7 protein-coding genes and 4 pseudogenes are annotated in these 8,474 nt (G+C 56.7%); 4 read left to right on the top strand and 7 right to left on the bottom strand.

What is annotated here, in order from left to right:
- The first annotated feature begins 640 nt into the window (after positions 1–640).
- The gene (locus NKJ81_RS30750; RefSeq protein WP_352542746.1) at positions 641–1,468 is read left to right on the top strand and encodes a helix-turn-helix transcriptional regulator; all 828 of its coding nucleotides are present in this window, start codon (positions 641–643) and stop codon (positions 1,466–1,468) included.
- Positions 1,469–1,731: 263 nt separating this feature from the next.
- On the opposite strand, the pseudogene NKJ81_RS30745 reads toward NKJ81_RS30750, so the two are convergent.
- A pseudogene (locus NKJ81_RS30745) lies at positions 1,732–2,001 on the bottom strand (IS110 family transposase); the annotation flags it as partial.
- Here NKJ81_RS30745 and NKJ81_RS30740 point away from each other — a divergent pair.
- The gene (locus tag NKJ81_RS30740; RefSeq protein WP_352542751.1) at positions 1,967–2,314 is read left to right on the top strand and encodes a hypothetical protein; all 348 of its coding nucleotides are present in this window, start codon (positions 1,967–1,969) and stop codon (positions 2,312–2,314) included. The pseudogene NKJ81_RS30745 and the gene NKJ81_RS30740 sit on opposite strands and share 35 nt — an antisense overlap.
- On the opposite strand, the pseudogene tnpB reads toward NKJ81_RS30740, so the two are convergent.
- Positions 2,301–2,652: pseudogene (gene tnpB / locus NKJ81_RS30735) on the bottom strand (IS66 family insertion sequence element accessory protein TnpB). The gene NKJ81_RS30740 and the pseudogene tnpB sit on opposite strands and share 14 nt — an antisense overlap.
- A 47-nt stretch (positions 2,653–2,699) precedes the next feature.
- A pseudogene (locus NKJ81_RS30730) lies at positions 2,700–2,917 on the bottom strand (IS481 family transposase); the annotation flags it as partial.
- Between the two features lie 47 nt (positions 2,918–2,964).
- On the opposite strand from NKJ81_RS30730, the pseudogene NKJ81_RS30725 reads away from it, so the two are divergent.
- A pseudogene (locus NKJ81_RS30725) lies at positions 2,965–3,108 on the top strand (transposase); the annotation flags it as partial.
- 194 nt (positions 3,109–3,302) lie between these two features.
- Here NKJ81_RS30725 and NKJ81_RS30720 read toward each other — a convergent pair.
- A complete protein-coding gene (locus NKJ81_RS30720) occupies positions 3,303–4,586 on the bottom strand; it encodes an ATP-grasp domain-containing protein (RefSeq protein ID WP_352542745.1) in 1,284 nt (427 codons plus the stop codon).
- 512 nt (positions 4,587–5,098) lie between these two features.
- On the opposite strand from NKJ81_RS30720, the gene NKJ81_RS30715 reads away from it, so the two are divergent.
- Complete coding sequence (locus tag NKJ81_RS30715) at positions 5,099–5,275, top strand: hypothetical protein (protein WP_352542744.1); 177 nt, start codon at positions 5,099–5,101, stop codon at positions 5,273–5,275.
- 13 nt (positions 5,276–5,288) lie between these two features.
- Here NKJ81_RS30715 and NKJ81_RS30710 read toward each other — a convergent pair whose 3' ends face one another.
- The 3 genes from NKJ81_RS30710 to NKJ81_RS30700 are packed head-to-tail and all read right to left on the bottom strand — an operon-like array spanning position 5,289 to position 8,268.
- A complete protein-coding gene (locus NKJ81_RS30710) occupies positions 5,289–6,218 on the bottom strand; it encodes a 2-oxoglutarate and iron-dependent oxygenase domain-containing protein (protein WP_352542743.1) in 930 nt (309 codons plus the stop codon).
- Positions 6,215–6,922, bottom strand: coding sequence for a class I SAM-dependent DNA methyltransferase (locus tag NKJ81_RS30705; protein ID WP_352542742.1), 708 nt, complete (start codon positions 6,920–6,922; stop codon positions 6,215–6,217). Before NKJ81_RS30705 ends, NKJ81_RS30710 begins: the two co-directional genes overlap by 4 nt.
- Positions 6,922–8,268, bottom strand: a complete 1,347-nt coding sequence (locus NKJ81_RS30700) for an NAD(P)-dependent oxidoreductase (RefSeq protein ID WP_352542741.1) — start codon at positions 8,266–8,268, stop codon at positions 6,922–6,924. The genes NKJ81_RS30705 and NKJ81_RS30700 overlap by 1 nt, the downstream gene beginning before the upstream one ends.
- Between the last annotated feature and the right edge of the window lie 206 nt (positions 8,269–8,474).

The raw sequence follows: 8,474 nt of genomic DNA, 5'->3' as shown, positions 1-8,474 counted from the left end.
TTTCTGCTCATCTTCTTCCATCACAAGGTGTCCACCTATTTTGGTGGACACCTCATGCATCAGAGCACTCAACAGCAAAAGGTGCGGGGAAATTCGCGCTTACAGTGAAGGTGTCACATCCGCCGCAATGGGGGCCTTTCAGTCACGGCCTCGGGCTGATCCGAACCGACATTGTCATAAAGCTCTTGGCGCTCCAGGTGCTACCGGTCTCAGATAGCATCGCAATTATTCGAGCTGGACCCAACTAGTGCACCACCGCACGGGCCGCGCAGGTGCAAGAAAAGTCTTCGCGCCGCCGATGTGACACGCCGATCTGAGGTCGCGGATTTCGACTACTTTCTCGGTAGAATGTCTGCGCGGCGACTAAATGATGCGGTTTGTAAAACGCTCAAAAATATTGATACCCATTATCGTGTATATAAAAAAATACGATGTCGACATTGTTTTAGCTATGTTGCGCGCGAATGACGCTAGCATTAAATAACTTCAAATTAAAATAACTATGCCGATTGCATTGAGATGTTAGAACTTTGACGATGCTGGCCTGCTTAGGACGGCGCGCGAAGCCCCGAGCTCTACTGCCGGCAGCTTTGGTGCGCCAGTGACAAATCCAGCGCAAAATGGCTACGGAGCAGAGACCATGGAACGCCCGCCACTTCGAGGGCTCTCAGCTAGAGTGTCCAGCCAGTTTTCTTTGGTCCCGGCGATGCATTTTCCTGAGGCTGCCAGGGAGGCGTTTGCGCTCGAGTTTGGCCGATTTCTCGACCAAACCGATCGCGTTGCAAAATCCGAGCATTTGTTCGACCTGTTATCTGATTTTGCCCTGAATTTTGATTGTCCGTGGATTGCGTATGGCTCTATTGCACCGGACCAAAAAGGCCTAAGGCCGGCCCGAGGCGATCCGGCGGTCATGCTGAATTATCCTCCTGAATGGCAGGAGCGATATTTCGAAATGGGTTATGACAGGATAGACCCCACCATCAAGAGGAGTCGGAGGCGAGCAGAAGTCTTTCGGTGGAGCGATGTGTACAACGACGAAAGCACGACTGAAGACGAACGGCGCGTTTTCGACGAGGCGGCGACGTTCGGCTTAAGATCAGGCATTAGCGTTCCATTGCACGGGCCCGACGGCCGCTTTGCAATCATGAACTTTGCACAAGCCTGGGACGGTGAATTCCAAAATAGAGCAATCACCTACTTGCAGCTCGCGGCGTTACATTTCCATCTGAGAGTTGGTAAATTCGCTCAATCAAGCGGCATCGAGCAGACCCCTAATCTTTCCCCAAGAGAGAAAGAGTGCATCCTTTGGACGGCGAAAGGGAAATCGTCGTGGGAAATAGGTATGATTCTAGGAATATCTGTAGATACTGTTAACTTTCACATAAAAAACGTGAAGCGAAAAATGGATGCGGCCAGCAGAACAACCGCGGCTCTAAAAGCGCTGAAACTCGGAATTATTGAATTGTAAAGCGCAGATTCTGTTCAACCAACTGTCAATCATAAATCAAGGTTGAGCTTTTGAACGGAATTACTACAATTCGGCTGCTTGAAGTCGCGGAAGCAGTGCGCGAATAGGCCGACCTGCCGTCAATTCGAACGGGGTGTTCGGGATCACGTTCTTCTACCCTGCCACAAATTTCTGCCACCGGCGTAGTCTTTACCCCGCTTGACAAGGAACGCCTTCTAAGCGTCCGAAAACCCCGATTGTCTGCCGTTCTCCGGCCTGAGTCTCAGCAGGTCGACCATCGCCATCATTTCGGCGTCGGCGCCGGTCAACTCACGCAGGCGGCCGGCAAACGCGCTGCGCGACGGCAGCCCAGCTTGACGCCGGCCGCGCGCAGGATCAGCCCGCACTACGTTCAGCGAACGCCACAGCCGGCACTGCCTGCTTTTGACATGCACCTGCCGACACCAGCCAGTGCGCATGATCTGCGCCAGCGCGCGGGCGTCATTGCGGTTGGTCGTGTTGGGCATCGTCTTCATCGCTACGTTGGCAGCCCGATGTTGCGCGATGCCGACCGCGTCGCGGATGATCCTTGTCTTCGGCGGCATCGTGATTGGCCGCGACCGGCACCTCGAGATCGAGCGCGATCTGCGTCGGATCGAGGACGGCCAGCTTCTCCGGTTTTGCCCCGAAGATCATCTACCGAAACAGATCGGCAGGCGGGCAGCTCCGCGTTCTCGGCTTCAATTGCCAGAACGATTCTCTGCAGCTCGGCAGGATCCGATGGCCAAATCAGGGCGGGGCGACATGATCAACGCTACCAAGCAGCCCCGAATCTTCAAGCTATCCAGTTACTTCACGCCGCTCTGACCGGCCGTTTGACGTGTTTCTTTGCCACCCTCGTCCCGTCGAGGCCGGCCACCAGAAGGGCGAACTCCTCGCGCGTCAGCCCGACCGAGCCGTCGCGGATCGGTGGCCAGGTGAAGCGCCCGGATTCGAGCCATTTGGAGGCCAGAACCATGCCGCTTCCGTCCCAAAACAGAAGGTTCAAATCTGTCGCCGTGCTTGGGCGGAAACAAAGACGTCACCGCAATAGGGATCGGCTGCAAGAGCTGAGGCGACAGGGCAACGAGGCCATCGATGCCGCGGCGAAAATCGACCGGCTGCCTCGCCACGACTTCACCGCCGCACACGCAGGCATCCACGATGGCGGCCGCAAGGGTCGAATCGAGCAAGCCCGTCAAGACGATGCGGCGAAGGCGAACTTGCTTACACGCTCGATGGCTACGAACATCCAGAGCTTGCCCTCCTCGGTCCAAGCTTCGGTGATGTCGATATGGAAGTAGCCGATCGGGTAGGCCTTGAACTTCTTGCGCGGCTTGGCGCCTCGATGCCGGGCAGGCGACTGATGTCATGGCGCTGCAAGAACCGATCAGACTGTGTGGATGCCGGCTCAATACTCCCCATAAGTGCCGTTTGAAACTTCCAAAGTTTAGCTTGTCGTGTCGGCGATCGGCAGGGAGTACCGGATCAAGGAGTGCCAGTTCGACCTCTACACCGACCGCACCGGCGCTCACACGATGCGCGCCAATCAGCTGCGGCTCTGGTTCGCCACGTTTGCCTACGTCCTGATCTGCTCCTTGCACCGCCTCGGAATCGCCCACCAGGCTCGCAATTTGCGCCGCGGCCCGGTGACGCCGCCGGACCTCAACCCTCCCGACAGAGGAAAATTGCAAAGCCAGCACCGCCGCTCCCCGCAGCGCTGGCTGCGCTCGTTTTCAAAACCGCAAAGAGCAGCGCCGACCACCGCGCCGGTCAAGATGCGACTCGAGCCTGGGGGCGCGGTGAGAGAAGCGGGTTAGGTGCCGTTGCTTCGGCCAGCGGCAGGAGGGCCTTCATATTGTTCCTGTTCGCCGGGGTTTGTAAAAGGTGTGATCGACCAACTAACTAAGTCAACTGCATGGTCAAGTATCGACCTAATCTGAGCACAATCAGCTGAAGTAGCGACGATATGTCCCATGCGGTCTCGGTAATCGCCTTTTCTGACGATCGGCATTTTGAGTTTACTATAAAATTCCACCTCGGCGACACCTGGCAAAGAGGCCGCCTGACTGACGCCGCTGATCCAATCTAGGGTACCATCCCGATCTGCAATCAGGAACCGCACGCCCGCAGCATGCGAATGCCTTTTGCGCAAATCCCATTCCTCACCGATGACAAGCTTGATGTGCTCGGCGATAAGATCGATGCCGTAAGCCAGATGAAGCAGTTGAGGGTTGGCCCCGCCGGCAATACGTGGATTGACTTCGATCACGACTGGCCCACGCTTCGTCCAACGGAATTCAACGGAGGATGGCCCCCAGCCAAGGCCGAGAGCTTGCAAACAGCTCAGCGAGACATCGGCGATGAGTGCATACTCCTCCTCATTCAGCGGGGCTGGATGAGTGTACTCGCGAAAGATGAAATGAGGTGGGGGGCTGAATTCAGCGGCCTCGATCCCAATGACTTCATTTCCCATTATGTCAGCGCAATAGTGTGGCCCTTGCGCGAATTCTTCGACCAATATTAGCGGCGAAGACCGCCATGTGTGCCTCCCGTTCAATAGATAGCTCGCATGTTCGGCTAATTCATCGACGTTGCAGCACAATCTGACTCCAATGCTGCCGCTGCCTAGGGCCGGCTTAAGGACTACCGGTAGACCAATCTGCGCGGCGGCGTTTTCAACGTCCGACTCATCGACTGCTAATCGATAATCAGGCATTGGAATGCCGGCATCCGCGAGGAGCTCACGTTGAGTAAATTTATTGCAGCATCGTTCAATCGATGCGGGGTTCGGGCCCGGCAGGTCGAAATGTCGGCAGAGCTCTCCAACTGTCACGTAGATCGACTCGTCCTCGCCCGCAAAGCCAGTAATGCCAGCAATGTCATACGTTGCGCGCAGCAGCGCGCTTGCGCGGATCAACCCATCGAGACTGTTTGTATCGACACGGATTGCCTCAACGCCTTCCGCCGCTAGATAGTCGTACCGAGTTGGATCAGATGAAAGGGTGATTGTATGAAGGCCAAGGCGCTGGGCTGCTTTTATATATAGGAGGCCAATACCATTATGGCCTTCAACGAGAATGAGCGCTCTTTTTAACATAGACGTAGCTCTCCGTTGTGTGCTCCGAGGGTACAAGCATAAACAGGGATCCGGTTTCATTCCCTACCTAACCTCAGACCCGTGCGGCTGAAGGTACCATCGTCAGCGATTTTCGATTGCGAAGAGTTCATAACGGTATTTAAAGTATCTGCTGCGATGTTACTTTATCATAGATGGGTGGCCGACACTCAGGTCAGCTGGTCCGATTTGCAGCTGCTCCGTGCGCTTCGTCGGAGGGCGACTGGTATCAACACCTTCTTCACGTGGTGCAAAGCAAACGACAAAGCGCTTGATCAGTGGCCGGAGTGATCCTGCAATCTTCAGAGCGGTGCAGCGCTTCCTCCTCGGAGGGTTGCTGCTTCCTCGCGATTATGCAGGACGACCGCTGACTGCCGCATATAAAAAAATGGGCTTGTGCCCGCACAGAAGCGTTACAGTCCGCAGGTTCAGACCTACATCCATGCCCTGGAAGAGAACCCGCCGGCCGGTCCCGAGCCGATCGACGGAAGCTGGTGACCAACCCGGCGGTCGAAGATCTCTCCGTGGCTGTCGAGAAACTCGGCTGGTACGCCCGGCGCTGGAAGGTGGAGGTGTTCCAAAAGGTCATGAAGTCCGGCTGCCGTGCCGACGAGGCGAGGCCCGAGGTGCAGCATGTCAAGGTGCGCCTCGTCGCCATTGCTCATGCGTGACAAACCTAACGATCTACCGCAACTCTCGCGCGCGTCCAGCACCATCCCCAGTTTGCCAGATTGACTCGAAGTTGCGCAGCATCATTTCCGCGACGGCGAAGGCCTGCTGCCCCTGCCGCGAAGTCAGGCGAGCGTCGATGTCAGGATAGATAAAAAATGGTAGAGAAATCCGGTCAGTCGGACCACAGTGCACAACCTGGTGCGGCGTGCTCATGAAGCGGCCGTCGCTCAGGGTCTGAAGCATGTCGCCCAGATTGACTACGAGACTGTCGGGTAGGCTCGGGACCGGCACCCAGCGTCCCTGGAACCACACCTGCAAGGAGCGCGTGGGTAGTTCCTCCTGCAGCAGCAACGTGAAGAAGCCATTGTCCGTGTGCTTGGCGGCCGTGCCCCCGGTGGATGGATACCGAATCACGCGTTGCAGGACTGTTGGGGGGGTGAAATAACGTTGAAACCAGCCCTCTTCCATTCCGAGCAGCTCGGCCAGGGCAATTCCGAGCTTCGGAACAACCTCATTGACGACAGTAGCCTGCAAAGCAAGCAGACTTCGAGCGAACCCAGGAGCCAACGCATCATCCGGAAGGCATGTGCAACCAGCAAACGGACGCCGGTCACCTTCGTTCTCGATTCCGAGGTCGAACATTTCCTTCGGATCGGGGCCAGCCTCGGGATGTAGCACCTCGCCGTGGAGCGGACTATACCCACGGGCGGTAGCAGGGTATACATCTTGGGCGGAGTGACCGTAACGTTCCTTTGTCGATTGTGGCAACGCGAAGAAGCGCCGGGAAGTTTGAATGGCCTCTGCGATCTGTTCTTTCGGTATCCCATGCTCAAGGTAGAAGAACCCGTACTCCTCGCAGGCCAGGCGTAGCCTTTCGAACTCTTCTTTTCGCGTTACACCGGCTGCCAGTTTCATCAGTGAGATTTGCGGTAGCGTGATCATAGCTGCTCCTCCGTTGTTACGTTGGCTTTGTCGGTCACCTGAAAAACCCAGTAATGCGCGCCCTCCTCCGCCAAGTATCTTCCGTCGTTTAAACGCTGCGTCGTCACAAGCACGCCCTCGTCCTGCAGATGCCGCACCTCATCTTCAAAGGATGTAGCCTCCGCATAGCTCTTGCGGGTGCTTGCGATGATGAATCCGTTGGGGCGCGTCACACGAGCGAGTTCGCGCAGTGCGTCCGGTCGAACGTGCCCGAGCGTGAACGCGCCGCAGCAGACCGTGATGTCATAGGTCGCATTGGCGTGGCCGGAGAGCAGCCCGTTGAGGTCGACATCGCCTCGGACTTCGCGATAGACGCTAGTTTTCCGGGCCCGTTCGGACATATCTTCGGAGAGGTCGATCCCGTCGATCAACCGGAAGCCCAGGCGCTCCAGTTGCACGCCGACGAGGCCAGTTCCGCAACCCGCGTCCAAGACTGTGATGGCCGTCCGTTGCTTGGCCAAGTAGGCTGTCTGCACGGCAGCTGCGAGTTCCGCCACGATCATTGGTCCGCAGTACTCCTCGCGGCCGACATCAAGCTCATAGGAACTGGCCCATCCGCGATAGAAGTGGACCAGGCGACCAGCGTCGCCGTCGAGGGCATGAGAGTCCTTGATGCGCTTTCTTGCGGCTTGGTCCAGCGACGTCTGGTGATCGAGGGTTTTCATTAAACTTCCTCCGTAAAGATACAGCTTAGATTAAGTACAGTCGTTGTCGGCGCAATGGGCGCGACTGAGTCTTTAAGGTCTTCGTTGTCGTTTCGCCGAGGATGGCTGTCCGACCATGCGGAGGCGCCCACACTCCAGGTGATCACGTCGTGAATCAGGGCTTCGCTCAGGCCCATGCCGCGTCCAAGGCTGAACGCCTCATCAAGGACCAAGCGATTCACGTGGGTGAGTTCTGCCGCCAAAGACTCCAACAACAGTATTTGAGCGTCGCTGAGCGCGACGTCCTCAAGCGGAAACACATGCTTGCGCTTCGGTTTGACCCGTCCAATGGAATCGATAAGAAATTCTTGATCTGGCGGATGCGCGGAGTCGGCCCCGTACTTAGATGGCGCGCGATATCCCGGCACCGGTAGTCGAACGCCGTAGGCCGCCTGCGCCAATTCAACGACTCGCAGATGGTTGTCGTATCGGTCGAACTTCCGTCCTGCTTCGCTATACCGCTTTTCGACGACACGCCCCATCGGCAGCCCCACGCCCAGTTCGTCGGCCAACTGAACAGTCAAGTCCATGTCCTTCACGGCAATCTCCAGGGTGCAGGAGCAGTCGCAACTGCCATCCAGGAGAAACGGGGCGAACTGTTCGATCGCGACTGAGTTCGCCGCAGAGCTAGCAAAATTCCGCCACGCCTGCTGCGCTGGAACGCCGGCGAGCACGCTTTTGCAGAGCGCGTCCCCGCACGCAACGGCAGCCGTGTAAAACAACAGGTTCGTCAGCAGTTTGACAGATTGGCCTTGACCGATGTCTCCAACATGAAAAGATACGGCTCCGATGGTTTGCAATACGGCTTCGCTAGGCGCATAGGCCTCCTGTGGCCCGCCGACGAAAAAGCTAACGTTGCTAAAATCGACCCCCATGTGGGACAGGTTGCTTACGGGCGCTTCGAGCGAATACACGCCAATTGCTGCCGCCCGACGGGCGATCTCAAGCGTGTTGTGGTAGTCGGTGGTGGATGCGTCGATCCACACGCTGCCCGGTGGCATTCCAGCTAAAGCGCCTTTCTCGCCCGTCATGTTGTCAAGGACGTCGCGAGGCATCGGCAGGCAAGTGATTACGATCTCGCAATCGCGGGCCGCTTCGCGCGGCGCGTCATGCCATCGGGCTCCCTTGTCCAGCACGTCTTTCGCCGCTGCGGGCTCGATATCGTAGACGGCTACTCGATAGCCGGCTTCCAGGAGCTTGGCGATCATGGGTCGCCCCATTCTGCCGGTACCAAGGAATGCAATGCGTCCGGCGTTGCGGAAAACAGCCGGGCCCCCGGCGCCTGCGTCAGTTTTTGCAGTGGGCATATAAGTTCTCTCAGACAATTCGATAAGGTTCCCTAGTTATGGATATGGTAGAAATTCAAATACAGAATTTATATAGACCGTTGTCACCCGTCAGGCGGAAATGACCGTGGAACGATTATATACATCGCAATCAGTGTTATGTGAAATGAAAGAAATTTATAATTATTGTTACATGCATGAGGTGGGCACTTAATAATGTTAGTTGG

This window comes from Mesorhizobium sp. M0018 (genome assembly GCF_040323955.1).
In the GTDB taxonomy this organism is placed as follows: Bacteria; Pseudomonadota; Alphaproteobacteria; order Rhizobiales; family Rhizobiaceae; genus Mesorhizobium.
The sequence above is the reverse complement of the archived record's forward strand: the minus strand, read 5'-3'. Positions and strand labels throughout refer to the sequence as shown.